This is a genomic window from Kocuria sp. CPCC 205263 (genome assembly GCF_040981075.1).
Taxonomy (GTDB): domain Bacteria; phylum Actinomycetota; class Actinomycetes; order Actinomycetales; family Micrococcaceae; genus Kocuria; species Kocuria rosea.
In genome coordinates this window covers 148,026-166,864 of sequence record NZ_JAVKPV010000006.1, presented here as the reverse complement: position 1 = coordinate 166,864, position 18,839 = coordinate 148,026, and the positions used below count along the sequence as shown (strand labels likewise).

Here is an 18,839-nt window from a genome sequence, read left to right as displayed (position 1 = left end):
GGTCAGGGAGCGGCGAGGCGCAGCCCCGGCGAGGTGGACAGCCGCTGGGCCAGGGCCAGGACGGCGTCCACGACGAGCGCGAGGACCGCCACGAGCACCACGGAGCCGAGCATCCGGTCGTAGTCGCGCACCGCGAGGCCGTCGATGAGGTAGCGGCCGAGGCCCCCGAGGTTGATGTAGGCGACCACGGTCACGGTCGCCACGACCTGCAGGGCGGCGTTGCGGACCCCGCCCAGGATCACGGGCAGGGCATTGGGCACCTCCACGCGGGTCAGCACCTGACTCCCGGTCATCCCCATCGCCGCCCCGGCGTCCTTGAGGGCCGGGGACACGTTCGCGACCCCGGCGTAGGCCCCCGACAGGATCGGGGGGATCGCGAGCAAAACGAGCGCGATGATCGGCGGCACCAGTCCGAGCCCGAGCAGCAGGGTGAAGAGGGTGAGCAGGCCCAGCGTGGGCAGGGCGCGCAGCGCCCCGGCCAGGCCGACGACGACGCCGGAGCCGCGCCCCGTGTGCCCCACCCACAGGCCCAGGGGGACCGCAACGGCCAGGGCCACGGCCATCGTCATTCCGCTGTACGTCAGGTGCTCCAGCAGCCGGGCAGGGATGCCGCCGACCCCGGACCAGTTCTCGGGATCGGTCAGCCACTCCAGGGCGCCGCCGGCGAGGCTCACGCGACCGCTCCTCTGCGCACGCGCGGGACCGGGGCCGTGCCCGCCCGCTGCCAGCGCGTCAGGGCGCGGCCGGCCCCCCGGAGCACGAGGTCCATGAGCACCGCCAGGACCACGGTCAGGACGATGCCCACCGCGATCTCCTCGAGGATGGACCGGCGCAGCCCGTCGGTGAACAGGGTGCCGAGGGACTGCACGCCGATCACGGCTCCCACGCTGACCATGGAGATGTTGCTGACGGAGGCGACCCGCAACCCGGCGACCAGCACGGGCACCGCGAGCGGCAGCTCGACCGCGAAGAAGCGCCGCAGCGGGCGGTAGCCCATCGCGGTGGAGGCCTGCAGGATGTCGCGGTCCACGGACTCGAAGGCGTCCACGGAGGAGCGCACCAGGATGGCCACGACATAGACGGTCAGCGCCACGACCACGTTCACCACCGAGGTGATCTGCGTGCCGAGGAGCAGGGGCAGCACCACGAACAGGGTCAGGGAGGGGATGGTGTAGAGCAGGGAGGAGCCCGTGACGAGCACCGGGCGCAGCGTGCGGTTGCGGGCGGCGAGCCGGGCCACCGGGACGGTGACGAGGGCGCCGATCAGCAGGGGCAGCACCGACTGGACGAGGTGCGTGCCCGTGAGCTCCAGGACGTAGGGCCAGTTCCGGCTCGTCCAGCTCATCGGGGCGTCCGCCCGCCGAGCCGCGCGTCCTCGATGGCCGCGATGATCTCCCCCGGCTGCATGATCCCGACCGCCCGGCCGTCGTCGTCGACGACCACGGCGAGGCCCGACGGCGAGGACAGGGCCGCGTCCAGGGCGCTGCGCAGGGAGCTGCCGGGCCGGTGCAGGGTGCCGCCGACCACGGGGTCGTCCTCCGCGCCGGGCCGCACCCAGCCGCGGGGGGCGCCGTCGTCGTCGACCCGCAGCGTCCACCCGTCGGGGACGGGCCCGTCCCCGGTGCCGGCCACGCCCTGGGTGCCGTCCGGGCGCACGGTGGCCACCGGGTGCACGGGGATGTCGTGGGCCGAGTCGAAGGTCAGGGAGCGGAAGCCGCGGTCCCGGCCCACGAAGTCCGCCACGAAGTCGTCGGCGGGCGCGCGCAGCAGCTCCTCCGGGGTGGCGTACTGCGCCAGCCGCCCGCCCGTGGCGAAGACGGCCACCCGGTTGCCGAGCAGGATCGCCTCGTCGATGTCGTGGGTGACGAACACGATGGTGCGGTGCAGCCGGCGCTGGAGGTCCAGCAGCTCGCGCTGCAGGTCCTGGCGCACCACGGGGTCCACGGCGGAGAACGGCTCGTCCATGAGCAGGACCGGCGGGTCGGCGGCGAGCGCCCGGGCCACGCCCACGCGCTGCTGCTGGCCGCCCGAGAGCTGGGAGGGGTAGCGGGAGCCCAGGGCCTCGGCGAGCCCCACGGTGCTCAGCAGCTCGCGGGCCCGCTCCCGCGCCTGCTTCCTCGGCACGCCGTTGAGCCGCGGGACGGTCGCGATGTTGTCCACCACGGTCCGGTGCGGCAGGAGACCCGACTGCTGCATGACGTAGCCCATGGAGCGGCGCAGCTCGTGGGCGGGCACGGACGTGACGTCGCGGCCCTCGACCGTGACGGTGCCGGAGGTGGGCTCCACCATGCGGTTGATCATCCGCAGGGAGGTGGTCTTGCCGCAGCCGGAGGGTCCCACGAACACGGTGAGGGACCCGCGGGGGATCTCGAGGTCGAGGGCCTCGACGGCCGTGGTCCCGTCCGGGTACGTCTTGCCGGCGCCCTCGAAACGGATCGCGATGTCGGTCATGGAGATCCTCCCGTTGCCGTCCGGCCAGTATAGGCAAGCACGGCGGACGCCCCGCTAGACTCGCGTCCACCGGAGGCGGATCCCGCGGGACCGCCGGCCGACGCGCGAGGAGGTGGACGGTGCACAGCCTGGAGCTGCTGCTCGGCGAGGACGCCGAGGCGGCCGTGCGCGCGGACTGGGACCGGCTGGCCGAGGCGGGACTGCCCAGCTCCGGCCGGCACCGCTCCGAGTCCAACCGTCCCCACATCACCCTGGTGGCCGCCCCGTCCCTGGCCCCGGAGACCGTGCCGGGGGTCGACGAGCGGGTCGCCGCGGCCGCCGGGTTCGTGGACCTGCCGCTGACCAGCGCGGGCGTGCTGCTGTTCGGTCCGGGCCGGGGCGGCTACGTGGTGGTCCGCCAGGTCGTGACCACCCCCGAGCTGCTCGAGCTGCACCGGCGGGTCTGCGACGCCGTGGGCTCGGTCCCCGGGCAGGCGCGCACCTCCTTCCCCGGGGCCTGGACGCCGCACATCACCCTGGCGCGCCGGATGCGCCCGGAGCAGGTGGCCGCCGCGCTCGACGTCCTGGCCCCGCACCCCGAGCCGCTGCGCGCCGTGGCACTGCGCCGCTGGGACGCGGACGCCCGCACCGTGGTGCAGCTGGCCTGAGCGCCGGCCCCGTGCCGGCGACGGGCGCGGAGCCGCGTAGGCTCGGATCATGACGAGCGCACAGGACATCGCCACCTGGATGATCGACCGCATCCGGACCGAGGGACGGCTGTCCCAGGACCAGGCCGTCCAGGACATCCCCGGGACCTTCGGCCCCGAGTGGGTCCGGACCCTGGAGAACGGGCACACCGGGATCAGCAAGGAGGTCCTCGCGGAGTTCCGCAAGGCCCACGGCGGCACGGTGCAGTGGGACCGCGACCGCCGCTTCTGGTCCCTCAAGAGCTGAGCCGCCGGGCTGATCCGCCGGGCGGCTCCCCCGGCACGGCCGGGGTCCCCGCGTGACGGTGGACACCTCTTTCCGGCTCCGGCTATCCTGGGAGCAGAAGACGCCCATGAACTGTGGTGGGAGAGTCCCGCCGGTGCACTCCGACCGGCGGGCGCCGTAGGAGCAATTCCTCCCCAGGAAACTCTCAGGCCCCCGTACCACCACGGATCGGCAACTCTGGAAAGCAGTCCGGCGCGCGTCGCCGGACTCACCGACGGTGCAAGCGGCCCCACGGCCGCGGAATCTCTCAGGTCCCAGACAGAGCGGGGAGGAACTCGAACCGATCCACGCCGCCCTGGCGTGCAGCACCCGGGAGTTCCTCATGACGATCCAGCTCGCCACCACGTCCCCGACCACCGTCTTCGCCGACCGGCACATCGGTGCCGGCTCCGACGCCGTCCGGACCATGCTCGCCCGCGTGGGCCGCACCAGCCTCGATGACCTGGCGGACGCCGCCGTGCCCGCCGACATCCGGCAGAGCACCCCTCTGGACCTGCCCGCGGCGCTCAGCGAGCAGGAGGTGCTCGAGCAGCTGCGCGCCTTCGCGGACCGCAACACGACGGCCGTGCAGATGATCGGGCAGGGCTACTACGACACCCACACGCCCCCGGTGATCCTGCGCAACGTGCTGGAGTCCCCGGGCTGGTACACCGCCTACACCCCCTACCAGCCCGAGATCTCCCAGGGCCGCCTCGAGGCGCTGCTGAACTTCCAGACCATGGTCTCCGACCTCACGGGGCTGCCGGTGGCCAACGCCTCGCTGCTGGACGAGGCCACGGCGGTGGTCGAGGCCGTGCTCCTGATGCGCCGGGCGAACAAGGCCCGCGGCAACGGCGCGATCGTGGTCGACGCCGACACCCTGCCGCAGACCCTGGCCGTGGTGCTGGCCCGCGCCGAGGCGCTGGGCTTCGCCGTGCAGGTCGCCGATCTGACGGCGGGTCTGCCCGAGGGCGAGATCACCGGCGTGGTCCTGCAGCAGCCCGGGGTCTCCGGGCGGGTCGTCGACCACGCCGCGGTGATCGCCGAGGCCAAGGAGCGCGGGGCGATGGTCACGGTCGCGGCCGACCTGCTGGCCCTGACGCTGATCACCCCGCCCGGCGAGCAGGGCGCGGACATCGCGGTGGGCTCCTCCCAGCGCTTCGGGGTCCCCCTGTTCTTCGGCGGTCCGCACGCCGCCTACATGGCGGTGCGCTCCGGCCTGGAGCGGAACCTGCCCGGCCGCCTGGTGGGGGTCTCCAAGGACGCCACGGGACGGGCCGCCTACCGCCTGGCGCTGCAGACGCGCGAGCAGCACATCCGCCGGGAGAAGGCCACCTCCAACATCTGCACCGCCCAGGCGCTGCTGGCCGTCGTGGCCGGCATGTACGCCGTCTACCACGGCCCGGAGGGGCTGAGGGCCATCGCCCGGCGCGTGCACGACCGCGCCCGCACCCTGGCCACCGTGCTGCAGGGCGCCGGCCACGAGCTCGTCGCGGAGCAGTTCTTCGACACCCTCACCGTGCGGGTCCCCGGCCGGGCGGAGCAGGTGGTCCGCGCGGCCGAGGGCCGCGGCGTGAACCTGCGGCTCGTCGACGCCGACCACGTGGGGATCTCCTGCGACGAGGCGACCACGGAGCAGCACCTCGTGCTCGTCGCCGAGGCCTTCGGCGTGGCGGACGTCGCCGCGGCGGTCGCCGCCGGGCCGCGCGGCCCGGAGCTGGACGCCGGGCTGCGGCGCACCACGGAGTTCCTCACCCACCCGGTGTTCTCCACCCACCGCTCCGAGACGCAGATGCTGCGCTACCTGCGGCGCCTGGAGAACCGGGACCTGGCCCTGGACCGGACGATGATCCCGCTGGGCTCCTGCACCATGAAGCTCAACGCCACCGCCGAGATGGCGGCCATGAGCTGGCCCGAGTTCGCCTCGATCCACCCGCTGGCCCCGGCCCACCAGACCACCGGCTGGCGCGAGCTGATCGCCGACCTGGAGGGCCGCCTGGAGGAGATCACCGGCTACGCGGCCGTGTCCCTCCAGCCCAACGCCGGTTCCCAGGGCGAGCTGGCGGGCCTGCTGGCCATCCGCGGCTACCACCGGTCCCGCGGCGAGGAGCAGCGCACCGTGTGCCTCATCCCCGCCTCGGCCCACGGCACCAACGCCGCCTCCGCGGTCCTGGCCGGCATGAAGGTCGTCGTGGTGAAGACGGCCACCGACGGCACGATCGACCACGCCGACCTCGACGCGAAGATCGAGTCCCACCGCGACCAGCTGGCCGCCATCATGATCACGTACCCCTCCACCCACGGCGTCTACGACGCCGACGTGCGCCTGGTCTGCGACGCCGTCCACGCCGCCGGCGGACAGGTGTACATCGACGGGGCCAACCTCAACGCCCTGGTCGGGCTGGCCCAGCCGGGGAAGTTCGGCGGGGACGTCTCCCACCTGAACCTGCACAAGACCTTCTGCATCCCGCACGGCGGCGGCGGGCCCGGCGTGGGCCCCGTGGCGGTGGCCGCGCACCTGGCCCCCTTCCTGCCCGGCGACGCCACCCGCGCCGAGGCGGACGGAGCGGCCGGCGCGCCGATCTCCGCCACGATGTTCGGCTCGGCCGGCGTGCTGCCGATCTCCTGGGCCTACATCGCGATGATGGGCGGCGACGGCCTCACCCGGGCCACGCAGACCGCGCTCCTGACGGCGAACTACGTCGCCACCGCGCTCGACGAGCACTACCCGGTGCTCTACACCGGCAACAACGGGCTGGTCGCCCACGAGTGCATCCTGGACCTGCGACCGCTCACGGCCCGTACCAAGGTGACCGCCGAGGACGTGGCCAAGCGGCTGATCGACTTCGGGTTCCACGCCCCGACCCTCTCCTTCCCGGTGGCCGGGACGCTGATGGTCGAGCCGACCGAGTCCGAGGACCTCGCCGAGATCGACCGGTTCATCACCGCGATGACGACCATCCGCGAGGAGATCGAGCAGGTCGCCCGCGGTGAGCTCAGCGCCGAGGACAGCCCCCTGCGCCACGCCCCGCACACCGCCGAGGTCGTGGCCGCGAACGACTGGGACCGCCGCTATCCGCGCGAGCAGGGCGCCTTCCCCGTCCAGGAGCTGCGCCAGGACAAGTACTTCCCGCCGGTGGGCCGCATCGACGGCGCCGCCGGGGACCGCAACCTGATCTGCTCCTGCCCGGCCCCCGAGGCCTTCGAGAACTGATTTGGCACCGCACCGCCACGAAAGGCACGACATGAGCGTCAGCACCACCTCCCGCCACACGGCCCTGCACGACGAGCACGCCGCGCTGGGGGCGTCCTTCACCGACTTCGGCGGCTGGGACATGCCCCTGAAGTACGGCTCCGAGCTGGCCGAGCACCGCGCCGTGCGCACCGCCGCCGGTCTGTTCGACCTCTCCCACATGGGGGAGATCCGGGTGACCGGCCCGGACGCGGCGGCCTTCCTGAACACGGCCCTGGTGGGCAACCTCGCCGCCATCGCCGTGGGCCGGGCCAAGTACTCCCTCATCTGCACCCCCGAGGGCGGGATCATCGACGACCTGATCAGCTACCGGCTGGCCGAGCAGGAGTACCTGGTGGTGCCCAACGCCGGCAACGCGCCGACCGTGCTCGCCGCCCTCCAGGAGCGGGCCGCCGGCTTCGACGTCACCGTGGCCGACGAGTCCGCCGACACCTCGCTGGTCGCCGTCCAGGGCCCCTCCGCGCAGGCGATCCTGCAGGAGCTCGTCCCCGCTGAGCAGCAGGAGCTGGTCGCCGAGCTGAAGTACTACTCGGCCGCGCCGGTCACCGTCGCCGGGACCGACGTGCTGCTCGCCCGCACCGGCTACACCGGGGAGGACGGGTTCGAGCTCTACGTGCCCGACGCCCAGGCGGTGTCCCTGTGGCGGAAGCTCCTCGAGGCCGGGCAGGGCCACGGGATCGTCCCTTGCGGCCTCGCCTGCCGCGACTCCCTGCGCCTGGAGGCCGGGATGCCGCTCTACGGCCAGGAGCTCACCCTGGCCCTCACGCCCTACGAGGCCGGTCTCGGCCCGGTCGTCTCCTTCAAGAAGGAGGAGGACTTCGTGGGCCGCACGGCCCTGGAGGCCCGCAAGGGCGCCGGGACGGACCGCAAGCTGGTCGGCCTGCGGGGCGAGGGCCGGCGCGCGGCCCGCGGCCACTACCCGATCAGCGTGGACGGCGAGGTCGTCGGCGAGGTCACCTCGGGGGCGCTCAGTCCGACCCTGGGCTACCCCATCGCCATGGCCTACGTCGACAACGCGCACGCCGAGCCCGGCACCGAGGTGCAGGTCGACCTGCGCGGCAAGCCGGTCCCGTTCGAGGTCGTGTCCCTGCCGTTCTACAAGCGCGGGCAGTGACCCGTCCGGCTCCGGCAGCCCGTTCCACGACCCGTCGTCGTCCCCTCCTGCTGAAAGGTTCTCGATCATGAGCAACATCCCGTCCCACCTGCGCTACTCCGCCGAGCACGAGTGGGTGGACGAGTCCGCCCCCGTGAAGGTCGGCCTGTCCGCGGTCGCCGTCGATGCCCTCGGCGACGTCGTCTACCTCGACCTGCCCGAGGCCGGCTCCACCGTGACCGCCGGCGAGGTCTGCGGCGAGGTGGAGTCCACCAAGTCCGTCTCCGAGCTCTTCGCCCCGGTCTCCGGCACCGTGGTGGAGGTCAACGCGGCCGTCGTCGACGAGCCCGGCCTGGTGAACTCCGACCCGTACGGGGACGGCTGGCTGTTCACCGTCGAGGTCACCGACGAGGGCGAGCTGCTCACCGCCGAGCAGTACGCGCAGGCCCAGGAGGACCAGGCCTGAGCACCGGCCGCGCCCGGGTACCGTCGAGGACCGTGGTGCGGGCCGGGCCCTGGCCCGACCACGACCGTTCCACCCACCGCCGCCCCGCACCGGGGCACCACCTCCTTTGGAGCATCACCGTCATGTCCATCAGCGTCTTCGAACTGTTCACCGTGGGCATCGGCCCCTCGAGCTCCCACACCGTCGGCCCCATGCGCGCCGCACGGCGTTTCGCCGAGACCCTGACCGGGGGCGGGCTGCTGGAGCGCACCGCGGACCTGCGCGTGGACGTCTACGGGTCGCTGGCCGCGACCGGCCGGGGCCACGGCACCTTCACCGCGATCCTGCTCGGCCTGGAGGGCTACGACCCCGAGACCGTGCTGCCCGCCGAGGTGGACGAGCGGCTCGCCGACCTCGCCGAGACCGGGACGCTGCGGCTGTGCGCGGCCCTCGGGCAGCGCAAGGACCTCCCGTACCGGGTCGAGGACATGGTGCAGCACCCGCTGACCGTCCTGGAGCGGCACACCAACGGCATGCGCTTCCAGGCTCTGGACGCCTCCGGCGCCGTGCTGTCCGACGAGACCTGGTTCTCCGTGGGCGGCGGCTTCATCGTCCGCGAGGGCCAGGAGGACGCCGCCGCGGCCGAGCTGGACGCCGCCAGCGCCCAGGTGCCCCACCCCTTCCGCACCGCCGCACAGCTGCTGGCCCACTGCGAGCGCACCGGCCTGCCGATCAGCGGGTTGATGCTGGCCAACGAGCGGACCTGGCGCGACGAGGACGAGATCCGGCAGCAGCTGCTGCACATCTGGACCGTGATGGAGGAGTGCAAGGACTCCAGCCTCCGGCGCACCGGCCCGCTGCCGGGCGGGCTGAACGTGGCCCGCCGCGCCCCCGAGTGGCACCGGCGCCTGCGCACCGAGGACCCGGACCGGGACCCGGGCTTCTGGCCGGAGTGGGTGAACCTCGTGGCCCTGGCGGTCAACGAGGAGAACGCCTCCGGCGGACGCGTGGTCACCGCCCCCACCAACGGGGCGGCCGGCATCATCCCGGCGGTGCTGTTCTACGCCACCCACTACTCCCCCGCCGCCCGCGCCGCCGCCGCGGAAGGCCCCGAGGCGCTCGCGGCGGCCCGGCGGGACATCGTGGTCCGCTTCCTGCTCACGGCCGGGGCGGTCGGGGTGCTCTACAAGGAGCAGGCCTCGATCTCCGGGGCCGAGGTGGGGTGCCAGGGCGAGGTCGGCTCCGCGTCCTCGATGGCCGCCGCCGGCCTCGCCGAGGTCCTGGACGGGACACCGGCCCAGGTGGAGAACGCCGCGGAGATCGCCATGGAGCACAACCTCGGGCTGACCTGCGACCCCATCGGCGGACTGGTGCAGATCCCCTGCATCGAGCGCAACGCGATCGCCGCGGCCAAGGCGATCAACGCCGCCAAGATGGCGATGTGGGGCGACGGCACCCACCGGGTCAGCCTCGACGAGGTCATCGTGACCATGCGCGAGACCGGCAGGGACATGAGTCACAAGTACAAGGAGACCGCCCTGGGCGGACTCGCCGTGAACGTCGTGGAGTGCTGACTGTGAGACGCTGAGCCCGTCGGCCCGGACGGTCCTGTCCGTGCGGACCGGCGAGCAGCGTTGGCACCCACCGAGGAGACGAGACCGCACCGTGACAGCTCCCGCCCAGGACACCCGTTCCCCGCAGCGCCCCACCGCCCTGGTGGTGGGGGCCAGCGGTATCGCCGGTTCGGCGATCGTCGAGCAGCTGACCCGCACCGAGGACTGGGACGTGCTCGCCCTCTCCCGCAACCCCGTCCCCGGCAGCTCGGCCCGGCACCTCGGCGCCGACCTCCGGTCCCCGCAGAGCCTGGCCGCGGCCCTGGCCGGGGAGCGGCCCACGCACGTGTTCTTCACCGCCTGGTCCCGCCAGGACACCGAGAAGGAGAACATCGAGGTCAACGCCGGGATGGTCCGAAACCTCCTGGCCGCCCTGGCCCACGCCCCGGTGGAGCACGTGGCGCTGATGACCGGGCTCAAGCACTACCTGGGGCCCTTCGAGGCCTACGGCAAGGGGGACATGCCCGACACCCCCTTCCTCGAGGAGGAGCCGCGCCTGCCGGTGGAGAACTTCTACTACGCCCAGGAGGACGAGCTGTGGGCGGCCGCCGGCCGCCAGGGCTTCCGCTGGTCCGTGCACCGGGCGCACACGGTCATCGGCCACGCGGTGGGCAACGCCATGAACATGGGGCTGACCCTGGCCGCGCAGGCGGCGATCTGCCGGGAGACGGGCCGCCCGTTCGTGTTCCCCGGCTCCGAGGTCCAGTGGAACAGCCTGACCGACATGACCGACGGGTCCCTGCTGGCCGAGCACATGGTCTGGGCCGCCACCGAGGAGGCCGCCGGGAACGAGGCCTACAACGTGGTCAACGGCGACGTCTTCCGGTGGCGCCGGATGTGGCCGGCGCTGGCCGCCTGGTTCGGGCTCGAGTGGGAGGGCTACCAGGACGCACCGCGGCCGCTTCAGGAGCAGATGCGCGGCGCCGAGGACGTCTGGGCCCGGATCGTCGCCGAGCACGGGCTCGTGGAGCCCGACCTCGCCCGCGTGGCCTCCTGGTGGCACACCGACGCGGACCTCGGCAGGCCCATCGAGGTGGTCGCTGACATGAGCAAGAGCCGGCTGGCCGGGTTCACCGGCTACCGCCGCACCCAGGACTGCTTCACCGGCCTCTTCGACCGCTACCGGGCCGAGCACATCATCCCCTGACCCCCCGGCGGGACCCGGGGGGTCAGCCGCCCACGCGGGAGAGGATCGCGGTGAGGGCGGTCCGCACCCCGGTGGAGAGCGTCGGCTCGATCGCCGGGGCGAAGAACGGCGAGTGGTTCACCGGCACGGGCCCCTCCCCCTCGAGGACGGCTGCGTCGTGGCCGCCGAACATCCAGAACACCGAGGGCACCCCGATCGCCGCGCCGAGGGCCCCGAAGTCCTCCGAGCCCATCATCGGTTCGACCTCCACCACGCTGTCCGCACCGAGCACCTCGCGGAAGCGCTCGACGAGTGCAGCGGTGGCCTCGGGGTCGTTGTAGTTGCGGGGGAAGGTGGAGAGCTCCTCGATGGTGGGCTCCGGGGCCCCTGAGGCCGCCGCCTCCGCGGCGATGATGCGCCGCAGCGCCCTCAGGACGTGGTCGCGGACGGCGGGGTCGAAGGTGCGCACGTTGAGCGTGAACTCGGCCGAGGCCGGGATGATGTTCTCCTTGAGCCCGCCGTGGAAGGTCGCCACGGTGACCACCGCGGCCCGGCGCGCGTCGATCTCGCGGGAGACGATGGTCTGGATCCGGGTGATCATGTGCGCCCCGAGCACGATCGGGTCGGTGGCGTCCTGCGGCTGGGACGCGTGGGCCCCCTTGCCGTGGACGGTGACCCGCCAGGAGTCGGCCATCGCCATGGCGTCGCCCGCCGACCAGCTGACCGTGCCGGCCCGGGAGGGCATCACGTGCTGGCCGAGGACCACCTCCGGCAGCGGTGCCCGCTCCCACAACCCGTCCTCGAGCATCGCCCGGGCTCCGGCGGCGGTCTCCTCCCCGGGCTGGAAGATCAGCACCACGGTCCCGGCCCAGGCCTCCCGCGCGCCGGCCAGCAGTTCGACGGCCGTCAGCAGGGCGGCCATGTGCGTGTCGTGGCCGCACCCGTGCATCACGGGGACCTCGGTGCCGTCCTCCAGCCGCCCGGTGGCGGTGCTGGCGTAGTCCAGATCGGTGTCCTCGGCCAGGGGCAGGCCGTCGGTGTCGGCGCGGAAGGCCACGGTGGGCCCGTCGCCGTTGCGCAGCACCCCGACCACCCCGGTGCCGCCGCAGCGGAAGTTCTCGATGCCCAGGGCGGCGAGCCGCTGCTCGAGCAGGGCCGCGGTGGCGTGCTCCTGCATGGACAGCTCCGGGTGGGCGTGCAGCTCGCGGTACAGCAGGTGCATCCGCCGGCGCAGGTCGTCGGTCAGCTGGAGATCCGTGGTGGTGCTCATGGTGCGGGGTCCTTTCGGGAGAACGGTGCTAGCCGATGCGGAGGTCGTCGGTGGACGCCTCCGGCTGGGGCGCGACGGGATCGGCCTCGGCCGACCTGTCGCGCAGGAACCATGCCAGCACAGCGGTGGCGATCACCGCGATGGCGGTGCCGAAGAACGCCAGGGTGGGCACGGTCGGCACCAGCAGGAACACGACGGCCGCGGCGACGACGCCGGCGATCACCGTCATCCGCAGGTTGCGGGTCGAGACGACGGCCTGCACGAGCACCGCGCCCAGCACCGACGGAAGGATGTAGGTCTGGACCACGGCGACGACGTCGGCGGGCACGACGCTCACCAGCCAGGAGCCCAGGAGACCGACCAGGACGAGCAGCGAGACCAGGTGCACCATGGCCGCTCCGCTGATCGCCATCACCGCCGCCAGCTCCCCGCGGCGGGTGCCGGGCTTCGCGCCGATGGCGGACTGGGCGATCAGCGCCGAGGGCAGCAGCTTGTTGGAGATGTTGCCGATCATGAAGGCCTGGTACATCGAGGCCTGGCCCAGGATCGGGTAGTAGGTCAGCGGCTCCACGATCCAGAGCACCCCGAAGGTGCCGGCGATGGCCAGCAGGGCGGTCCAGATCCGGGCCTGGTCCACGTCCAGGCCGGAGAAGAGCACGAGGTAGGCGGGGCCAGCCAGGGCGAAGAGCAGCCCGGCGATCATCGTCAGCCGGCCCCAGCGGGCGGTGGTCGCGTCGAACTGCTCCAGGGCGGGGACGGCAGCGGGGTTCACGGTGGTCATGGCAGAAGTCCTTCGGTGGGTCTGACGCACGGTTTCGGGCACGGGCTCGGGGACGGTCTCAGGCGGTCGGGAAGACACCGGCGCCGACGGTGGCGTAGGTGACGACCAGCGCGGTCAGGATGGCGATGCCCAGCGCCCACTCGCGGATCCACTGCGCCCGGAGGGCCTTGGCGATGCCCAGGCACACCGCCATCACGGCCGCGGAGGCGAGGAAGGCCACCACGTGGTTGCCCGACTTCGGCAGCTCCCCGAGCCCGAGGGCGAAGAACGCCCCGAGCAGGGCCGCACCGGGGACCACGGTCATCACAGCGGGGTTGACCTTGCGCAGGCTGACGTCGCCGCGCTTGAGCAGCGGGGTGAGGACCAGCGTGGCGAGCATCCACATCGCCCCGCCCAGGCTCATCGCCATGAACGCCACGGCGAAGACGCCCTGCGTGTAGGTCGCACCGCCCAGGTCGGCCCCCATGGTGCCCGCGGCGATGCTGGCCGCACCGGTCTCGAAGGACACCGACCCGATCAGCCCGATCCGCACCAGCACGGCCGGAGCGCCGAAGACGGTCAGCAGCGCGACGGCCACCAGGGCCACGGCCAGGGACGGCCCGATCGCCGAGACCGCCCCGGCGCGGAAGGAGGTCCTCAGCTCCGCCGGGCTCACCCCGGCGGCAGGAGCCGCCACACGGGCGGCCCGGACGTAGATGAGGGTCTGCACGACGATGACGGCGAAGACGCCGAGGGCGCAGATCCACAGCACGGGCAGGTTGGCCACGGACAGGATGTCGGTGGAGGCGCCGTCGACAGCGGTGCGCAGGTTCATGGGATCTCCCGGAGGTGGTCGGATCGGCGGGGAAGGAGAGGCGGGGCCACGAGGAGTCCGTCGCCGGCGGACCTCTGCTCCGAGCGTGACGTGATGCCGATCACTGTCGCCGGACATCTTCGATAAACTGCACCGAATGCACTCTTGACCGAAGGAACGAGCATGGAGCTACCCCCAGAGGACCTCGAACTCGTGCACGCCTTGCAGATCGCGCCGCGGGCGTCCTGGACCCAGCTGGGGGCCGCGCTCGGCCGCCACCCCACCACGCTGGCCGCCCGCTGGGACCGGCTCCGGGCCGACGGCCGCAGCTGGGTCACCGCCCACCTGGGCACCTCCGGCACGCAGGGCTGCGCCACCTTCATCGGCCTCGAGTGCCGCCCGGGCCGCCGGGCGGAGGTGCTGGAGCGGCTGTGCGCCGTCCCGGAGATCGGCACCGTGGAGGAGTCCGCGCGCGCCTGGGACGTCCGGCTCACCGTCCTCACCCGCAGCTGGGAGCAGATGACCCGGGACGTGCTGCCGCTGGTGCGCGCCGATCCGGCGATCCTGCGGGCCCAGCTCACGGTGGCCACCCGGCTCCACGCCATCGGCAGCAACTGGCGCCTGGACGTGCTGTCCCCGGAGCAGCAGCGCCGCGTGAGCGCCCTGCGGTCGGAGGCGCACCGCCCGCACGGCGCCACCCCCGCCCACCTGGAGGAGATGACGGCCGTGCTCCAGGCCGACGGGCGGGCCACCGCCGCGCAGATCGCCGCCGCGACCGGCACCCACCCGACGACGGCGGCCCGGCACCTGCGCCAGGCGCTCGAGACCGGCCTCGTGGCTCTCCGCTGCGAACTGGCCCAGCAGCACTCCGGCTACCCGGTGTCCTGCCAGTGGTACGTCCGGGTGCCGCCGGCACAGCTCGAGGCGGCCGTGCGCTGCCTGCGCTCCCACCGGACGTTGCGCCTGTGCGCCTCGACCACGGGCGACACCAACCTCACCTTCCTGCTCTGGCTGCGCACCCCCGGGGACATCTTCGACGTGGAGGCGGAGCTGCAGGCCGCCGCGCCGGGGGTGCAGGTGGTCGAGTCCGACGTGGGGGTGCGGACCCACAAGCGCATGGGCTGGATGCTGCGCGACGACTCGACCGCGACCGGCGAGGTGGTGACCGAGCTCGGTCCGGCCGCCCCGTGACGCCGTGCGCCGCCCCGCCCCGCCGCGGTGAGATGCAGGGGACGGGACGCGGGCGGTCCTCAGCCCCGGCCCGGCTCCCGCAGGAGGTCCGCCGGGACCAGGTGGGCGTCCCGGACGCCCTCGAGCAGCCGGGGGTCGACCGGCGTGCCGCGCCGGAGGACGCTGATCGTGCCGGCGGCCTCGAAGACCACGCACGCGACCTCGTCGGGGGTGCGCACACCAGCGCCCCGCAGCGCGCCGAAGAGCTCGGACTCCACCACGTGGACCCGGCGGAGGTTGGCCTCCAGGACCCGCTCGCCGGCCATCAGCAGCACCGCCCGGTTGTTCATCAGCGCCGACACGCGGATCCCCGCGCGGAGCCGGCCGAAGCCCGCCTCGAGCGCGAACAGCGTGCCGAGCCCCAGCACGCCCGCGGCGAGCGTGGGGGTGTCCCCCAGGACCGCGCGCCCGGCCACGGCACCGAGCATGACCACCACGACCGCGTCGAAGGTCGACAGCCGGGACAGCACGCGTTGCCCGAGGACCCGCACCATGAGCAGGAACGCCAGGTAGATCCCCACGGCCGAGGCCACCACCGCCAGTGCTCCCGGGGCGTCCACGCCGAGGCGCGCCACGGCGTCGTCGAGCACCGGTCAGACCTCCTGGTCCGCGAACTGCGTCTCGTAGAGCTCCGCGTAGCGCCCGCTCACGGCGAGGAGCTCGGCGTGCCGGCCCCGCTCCACGATCCGGCCGTCCTCGACCACCAGGATCTGGTCGGCGGAGCGGATGGTGGAGAGCCGGTGGGCGATGACCAGGGCGGTGCGCCCCTCCATCGCCTCGCCCAGTGCCGCCTGGACGTAGGCCTCGTTGGTGGAGTCCAGCGCCGACGTGGCCTCGTCGAGGATCACCACGCGCGGGGCCGCGAGCAGCAGGCGGGCGATGGTCAGCCGCTGCCGCTCGCCGCCGGAGAGCCGGTAGCCGCGCTCGCCCACCACGGTGTCCAGCCCGTCCGGGAGGGAGCGGATCACGTGCTCCATGCGGGCCCGGGCCAGGGCGTCCCACAGCTGCTCGTCCGTGGCCTCCGGCTTCACCAGGGCGAGGTTGTCCCGGATCGACTCGTGGAACAGGTGCCCGTCCTGGGTCACCATGCCGATGGTCTCCCGCAGCGAGGCGAAGGTGGCGTCCCGCACGTCCGTGCCCCCGATCCGGACGGCCCCCGAGGTGACGTCGTAGAGCCGCGCCACGAGCTGGGCGATCGTCGACTTGCCCGCGCCGGAGGACCCCACGAGGGCCACCGTCTGCCCCGGCAGGACGGTGAAGCCCACGCCGTGCAGCACCTCCTCACCGCCCCGGGTGTCGAGCACCGCGACGTCCTCAAGCGAGGCGAGCGAGACCTCCTCGGCGGAGGGGTAGGCGAACCGGACGTCGTCGAACTCCACCGACGCGGGCCCGGCGGGCAGCGACCGGGCCCCGGGCCGCTCCTGGATCAGGGGGACGAGGTCGAGGATCTCGAAGACCCGCTCGAAGCTCACCACGGCGCTCATGACGTCCATCCGGGCGTTCGCGAGCATGGTCAGCGGGGTGTACAGCCGGGTGAGGAGCAGGGCGAGGGTCACGACCGCGCCGGCGTCCAGGTTGCCGAGGATGGCCTGCGCGCCGCCGAGCCCGTAGACGAGCGCCAGGGCGAGCGCCGAGACCAGCGTCAGGGCCGTGACGAACACGGTCTGCAGCATCGCCACCCGCACACCGATGTCCCGGACGCGGCCGGCACGGCGAGCGAACTCGGCGGCCTCGGCGTCGGGCCGGCCGAAGAGCTTGACCAGGGTGGCGCCGCCCGCGGAGAACCGTTCGGTCATCTGCGTGGACATGGACGCGTTGTGCTGGGCCGCCTCCCGCTGGAGGCTCGCCAGGCGCCCGCCCATGGCCCGGGCCGGGACCAGGAAGATCGGCAGCAGCAGCACGGACAGCGCGGTGACCTGCCACGAGATCGAGACCATGACGACGACGGTCAGGATCAGGGAGACGATGTTGCTCACCACGCCGGAGAGCGTGTTGGAGAACGCCCGCTGGGCTCCGATGACGTCGTTGTTGAGCCGGGAGACCAGGGCCCCGGTGCGCGTGCGGGTGAAGAAGGCGATCGGCATCCGCTGCACGTGGTCGTAGACGGCGGTGCGCAGGTCCAGGATGAGCCCCTCGCCGATCAGGGAGGAGAGCCACCGGTTGAGGATGCTCAGCCCCGCGTCCACGACCGCCACGGCGGCGATGGCCACCGCGAGCCAGACCACCACGGAGACCGCGTCCCCGGCGTTGATCGCACGGACCACGTCGCCGGCCAGGATCGGGGTGACCACGCCCAGCAGCGCCGTGAGCACCGAGATCACCAGGAACACCGTGAGCCTGGTCTTGTGCGGGCGCGCGAAGACGACGATGCGCCGGAGCGTGCCCCGGTCGATCTTCCGGTCCTTGACGTCCTGACCCTGGACGGTGCGCCACAGCACCATGTACGGCGAGTTCTGCATGCTCATGCGGCCAACCCCGATCTGCGGGGATCGCCCGCGCTGCACCAGGCGCGGCACCGTGGTGGTCGTGCGCGCCGCGCCGCAACCGATTTTACGCGGCCGCGCCGACACGTCCGCGCCCGCCCGTCGCGGCCCGCCGACGGAGCCCCGCACGACGGACGACGACGGCCCCCGCGCCGCAGGGTGCTGCGGGCGGGGGCGGGTCGCTCCGGCGCCGCGGAGCAGCCGGGACGCAGGCGCGGAAGGGGTCAGGCGCCGGACAAGCCGGGCGCGGCAGGAGCCCGGCGCGGGAGGGGTCAGGCCCGGGCGGACGCGCGGCGCCTCGCCGCGACCAGGTGGTCCAGCGACCAGCGGCCGGCACCGGCCAGGACGAAGAGGACGGACGCGGCGGCGAGGAGCAGGACGAGCTCGACCCCGCCGTCGGCGGCGAAGAAGCCCGCGGGAAGGTGGACGAGCACGAGGGCGCTCAGCATGGTCAGGGCGAGCAGGGCGGCGACCACGCGGGTGCCGAGACCCAGGAGGAGCATCAGCCCGCCCACGAGCTCGAGGACGGCGGCGACGGGCGCGGCGAGCTCGGCCGCCGGGATGCCCATCTGGGCGAAGGAGGCCTGAGTGCCGGCGACGGTCCACTCGGTGACCTTCTGCCAGCCGTGCAGGAGGAACGTGGTGCCGAGGACGACGCGCAGGACGGTCAGTCCGAGGGTCGTGGAGGTGTCGGCGGCGGGGACGGTGGGGGCGGAGGACGTGCGCTGCGGCGCCTGTGTTGTGGACATGTCACCACAGTAGGGTGCAGATACTTTCCGTGTCAAGCTTCCGAGCGGAGGGCGCCCGGTGTCACGGCTGGTCCGAGGCCAGTCCCCGGGCCGTGGGGCCGGCCGCGGCGTCGTCGACCATGCGGCCGATCAGCGCGAGCTGCTGGACCTGCACCGGCGTCAACCGGTCGATCACCGTCCGCCGGACGTGCTCCACGTGCCCCGGGGCCACCTGCTGGACCCGCTCCAGGCCGCGGTCGGTGATCTCCGCGAGCACCACCCGCTTGTCCTGCTCCCCACCGGCGCGCACCACCAGGCCGTCCCGCTCGAGACGCGCGACGATCCGGGACAACCGGGACTGGGAGGTGTTGGTGGCCGCCGCGAGGTCCGACATGCGCCGGCGCCGGTCGGGGGCCTCCGAGAGCATCGCGAGCACCAGGTACTCGGCCAGGCTGAGGTCCGCCTCCGCCTGCAGCTGGGACTCGATGCTGCCGGGCAGCGTGAACATGATGGAGACGAGCGCCAGCCAGGCCTCGCGCTCCTCGGGGGACAGCCATCGGGTCTCGATCATGGCCCGATTCTACGAGCCGGTCCTTGACGCTTCATGGGAACGCGTCCGCCG

Annotated in this window: 18 protein-coding genes and 1 riboswitch; of the genes, 8 read left to right on the top strand and 10 right to left on the bottom strand. The window is 73.3% G+C overall.

From position 1 onward, the window contains the following. Nucleotides 1-2 precede the first annotated feature (2 nt). Genes RF647_RS11455 through RF647_RS11445 form a run of 3 tightly spaced genes read right to left on the bottom strand, consistent with a single transcriptional unit; the run spans nt 3 to nt 2,451 of the window. On the bottom strand, nt 3-674 hold the full coding sequence (locus RF647_RS11455) for an ABC transporter permease (protein WP_368811796.1): 672 nt from the start codon (nt 672-674) through the stop codon (nt 3-5). Beyond that, nucleotides 671-1,345, bottom strand: a complete 675-nt coding sequence (locus tag RF647_RS11450) for an ABC transporter permease (RefSeq protein ID WP_368811795.1) — start codon at nt 1,343-1,345, stop codon at nt 671-673. Before RF647_RS11450 ends, RF647_RS11455 begins: the two co-directional genes overlap by 4 nt. Beyond that, the gene (locus RF647_RS11445; protein WP_368795623.1) at nt 1,342-2,451 is read right to left on the bottom strand and encodes an ABC transporter ATP-binding protein; all 1,110 of its coding nucleotides are present in this window, start codon (nt 2,449-2,451) and stop codon (nt 1,342-1,344) included. The genes RF647_RS11450 and RF647_RS11445 overlap by 4 nt, the downstream gene beginning before the upstream one ends. Nucleotides 2,452-2,570: 119 nt before the next feature. On the opposite strand from RF647_RS11445, the gene RF647_RS11440 reads away from it, so the two are divergent. From RF647_RS11440 to RF647_RS11410, 7 genes are all read left to right on the top strand, one after another. Beyond that, complete coding sequence (locus RF647_RS11440) at nt 2,571-3,098, top strand: 2'-5' RNA ligase family protein (protein WP_017831735.1); 528 nt, start codon at nt 2,571-2,573, stop codon at nt 3,096-3,098. Between the two features lie 49 nt (nt 3,099-3,147). After that, on the top strand, nt 3,148-3,384 hold the full coding sequence (locus RF647_RS11435; protein WP_017831734.1) for a hypothetical protein: 237 nt from the start codon (nt 3,148-3,150) through the stop codon (nt 3,382-3,384). Between the two features lie 107 nt (nt 3,385-3,491). Continuing rightward, nucleotides 3,492-3,594: riboswitch (glycine riboswitch) on the top strand. A gap of 151 nt (nt 3,595-3,745) precedes the next feature. Continuing rightward, the gene (gene gcvP, locus RF647_RS11430; RefSeq protein WP_368811794.1) at nt 3,746-6,616 is read left to right on the top strand and encodes an aminomethyl-transferring glycine dehydrogenase; all 2,871 of its coding nucleotides are present in this window, start codon (nt 3,746-3,748) and stop codon (nt 6,614-6,616) included. A gap of 31 nt (nt 6,617-6,647) precedes the next feature. Next, entirely contained in the window at nt 6,648-7,769 is a 1,122-nt protein-coding gene (gcvT, locus tag RF647_RS11425) for a glycine cleavage system aminomethyltransferase GcvT (protein ID WP_368811793.1), read from the top strand. Nucleotides 7,770-7,836: 67 nt separating this feature from the next. Continuing rightward, on the top strand, nt 7,837-8,214 hold the full coding sequence (gcvH, locus tag RF647_RS11420) for a glycine cleavage system protein GcvH (RefSeq protein WP_368811792.1): 378 nt from the start codon (nt 7,837-7,839) through the stop codon (nt 8,212-8,214). A 122-nt stretch (nt 8,215-8,336) separates the two neighbouring features. Further along, complete coding sequence (locus tag RF647_RS11415) at nt 8,337-9,767, top strand: L-serine ammonia-lyase (protein WP_368811791.1); 1,431 nt, start codon at nt 8,337-8,339, stop codon at nt 9,765-9,767. 91 nt (nt 9,768-9,858) lie between these two features. Then, a complete protein-coding gene (locus RF647_RS11410) occupies nt 9,859-10,953 on the top strand; it encodes an SDR family oxidoreductase (protein ID WP_368811790.1) in 1,095 nt (364 codons plus the stop codon). A gap of 22 nt (nt 10,954-10,975) precedes the next feature. On the opposite strand, the gene RF647_RS11405 is transcribed toward RF647_RS11410, so the two are convergent. From RF647_RS11405 to RF647_RS11395, 3 genes are read right to left on the bottom strand one after another with little or no spacing between them, the layout of a single operon-like run. Continuing rightward, nucleotides 10,976-12,202, bottom strand: a complete 1,227-nt coding sequence (locus tag RF647_RS11405; protein WP_368811789.1) for an amidohydrolase — start codon at nt 12,200-12,202, stop codon at nt 10,976-10,978. A 28-nt stretch (nt 12,203-12,230) separates the two neighbouring features. Continuing rightward, nucleotides 12,231-12,983: a hypothetical protein gene (locus RF647_RS11400; protein WP_368811788.1), complete on the bottom strand. Its 753-nt coding sequence runs from the start codon at nt 12,981-12,983 to the stop codon at nt 12,231-12,233. Nucleotides 12,984-13,041: 58 nt separating this feature from the next. Further along, a complete protein-coding gene (locus RF647_RS11395; protein ID WP_368811787.1) occupies nt 13,042-13,797 on the bottom strand; it encodes a DUF5058 family protein in 756 nt (251 codons plus the stop codon). A 162-nt stretch (nt 13,798-13,959) separates the two neighbouring features. On the opposite strand from RF647_RS11395, the gene RF647_RS11390 reads away from it, so the two are divergent. Then, nucleotides 13,960-14,967, top strand: coding sequence for an AsnC family protein (locus tag RF647_RS11390; protein WP_133409596.1), 1,008 nt, complete (start codon nt 13,960-13,962; stop codon nt 14,965-14,967). 59 nt (nt 14,968-15,026) lie between these two features. Here the strand turns inward: RF647_RS11390 and RF647_RS11385 are convergent, their stop codons facing one another. From RF647_RS11385 to RF647_RS11370, 4 genes are all read right to left on the bottom strand, one after another. Continuing rightward, entirely contained in the window at nt 15,027-15,596 is a 570-nt protein-coding gene (locus RF647_RS11385) for a DUF421 domain-containing protein (protein WP_133409597.1), read from the bottom strand. Between the two features lie 3 nt (nt 15,597-15,599). Beyond that, nucleotides 15,600-17,471, bottom strand: a complete 1,872-nt coding sequence (locus RF647_RS11380; protein WP_368811786.1) for an ABC transporter ATP-binding protein — start codon at nt 17,469-17,471, stop codon at nt 15,600-15,602. Between the two features lie 290 nt (nt 17,472-17,761). Continuing rightward, nucleotides 17,762-18,238, bottom strand: coding sequence for a DoxX family protein (locus tag RF647_RS11375; protein WP_368811785.1), 477 nt, complete (start codon nt 18,236-18,238; stop codon nt 17,762-17,764). A gap of 61 nt (nt 18,239-18,299) precedes the next feature. Next, nucleotides 18,300-18,788 (bottom strand): MarR family winged helix-turn-helix transcriptional regulator, encoded by a 489-nt coding sequence (locus RF647_RS11370; RefSeq protein ID WP_368811784.1) that lies wholly within the window; start codon nt 18,786-18,788, stop codon nt 18,300-18,302. Between the last annotated feature and the right edge of the window lie 51 nt (nt 18,789-18,839).

What these genes read in the sequence shown, in the direction of transcription:
- RF647_RS11450 (WP_368811795.1), bottom strand. Translation starts at nt 1,345, where the DNA reads ATGAGCTGGACGAGCCGGAACTGGCCCTACGTCCTGGAGCTCACGGGC.
- RF647_RS11445 (WP_368795623.1), bottom strand. Translation starts at nt 2,451, where the DNA reads ATGACCGACATCGCGATCCGTTTCGAGGGCGCCGGCAAGACGTACCCG.
- RF647_RS11435 (WP_017831734.1), top strand. Translation starts at nt 3,148, where the DNA reads ATGACGAGCGCACAGGACATCGCCACCTGGATGATCGACCGCATCCGG.
- gcvP (WP_368811794.1), top strand. Translation starts at nt 3,746, where the DNA reads ATGACGATCCAGCTCGCCACCACGTCCCCGACCACCGTCTTCGCCGAC.
- gcvT (WP_368811793.1), top strand. Translation starts at nt 6,648, where the DNA reads ATGAGCGTCAGCACCACCTCCCGCCACACGGCCCTGCACGACGAGCAC.
- gcvH (WP_368811792.1), top strand. Translation starts at nt 7,837, where the DNA reads ATGAGCAACATCCCGTCCCACCTGCGCTACTCCGCCGAGCACGAGTGG.
- RF647_RS11415 (WP_368811791.1), top strand. Translation starts at nt 8,337, where the DNA reads ATGTCCATCAGCGTCTTCGAACTGTTCACCGTGGGCATCGGCCCCTCG.
- RF647_RS11405 (WP_368811789.1), bottom strand. Translation starts at nt 12,202, where the DNA reads ATGAGCACCACCACGGATCTCCAGCTGACCGACGACCTGCGCCGGCGG.
- RF647_RS11400 (WP_368811788.1), bottom strand. Translation starts at nt 12,983, where the DNA reads ATGACCACCGTGAACCCCGCTGCCGTCCCCGCCCTGGAGCAGTTCGAC.
- RF647_RS11395 (WP_368811787.1), bottom strand. Translation starts at nt 13,797, where the DNA reads ATGAACCTGCGCACCGCTGTCGACGGCGCCTCCACCGACATCCTGTCC.
- RF647_RS11390 (WP_133409596.1), top strand. Translation starts at nt 13,960, where the DNA reads ATGGAGCTACCCCCAGAGGACCTCGAACTCGTGCACGCCTTGCAGATC.
- RF647_RS11380 (WP_368811786.1), bottom strand. Translation starts at nt 17,471, where the DNA reads ATGAGCATGCAGAACTCGCCGTACATGGTGCTGTGGCGCACCGTCCAG.
- RF647_RS11375 (WP_368811785.1), bottom strand. Translation starts at nt 18,238, where the DNA reads ATGTCCACAACACAGGCGCCGCAGCGCACGTCCTCCGCCCCCACCGTC.
- RF647_RS11370 (WP_368811784.1), bottom strand. Translation starts at nt 18,788, where the DNA reads ATGATCGAGACCCGATGGCTGTCCCCCGAGGAGCGCGAGGCCTGGCTG.